Below are 610 nucleotides of genomic sequence, written 5' to 3' on the forward strand. Positions count from 1 at the left end.
GGCCTCGACGTACTCCTCCCAGAGCAGCTGCAGCGTCACGCCCTTGCGGCGCAGGTCGCGGTGCATCACCGTGTAATCCGGATCGACCCGCCGGGTCGGGGCTGCTGCTTCCTCCGGCAGGTCTAACCTGATCTCGAGCTCGTCGTCGGCGAGCGGTTCGACGGCAGCCCAGTCGAGGCCCGCCGCGCTGGCGCGTGCGGCGTATGCCGAGATGGCGCCGACGCTGATGCCGATCGCGCGGCTGATCTGGCGGTGCGACAGGCCGCACGACCACTTCAGCCGCAATACTTCCTTCAGTTTGCGCATGCTCATCCGATGTGCCGGCATCAACCTGTCCCCTAAAAAGAGACAAGGCTAACGCCCGTCGTTGTTCACATGCGCAACACCACCGCCGAGCCGGAACGGCCATCCCGTTTCGGTCGCGTGATCAGCTGTTTCGGTTCGCTGATCACTCATTCCGGGAACGTGATCACCCGTTTCGGCAAGATGATCGCTCGTTTCGGAAACCGGTGATCAGCGATCACCTTCGACCGAAACGGCCGATCACCATCAATCGGAACCACTGATCACGTTCAACCGAAATCGCTGATCACGTTCGCCGAAATACGCA

Annotated in this window: 1 protein-coding gene and 1 pseudogene; one reads left to right on the forward strand and one right to left on the reverse strand. The window is 62.1% G+C overall.

All coding sequences use genetic code 11. The annotated features are described in order from the left end of the window. Positions 1–327: pseudogene (locus AC0KUR_RS38075) on the reverse strand (IS21 family transposase); the annotation flags it as partial. A gap of 48 nt (positions 328–375) precedes the next feature. Here AC0KUR_RS38075 and AC0KUR_RS38080 point away from each other — a divergent pair. Then, a complete protein-coding gene (locus AC0KUR_RS38080; RefSeq protein WP_175891702.1) occupies positions 376–513 on the forward strand; it encodes a hypothetical protein in 138 nt (45 codons plus the stop codon). Positions 514–610: the final 97 nt, after the last annotated feature.

The sequence above is a fragment of the Burkholderia sp. YHN3-13 genome (assembly GCF_055810675.1).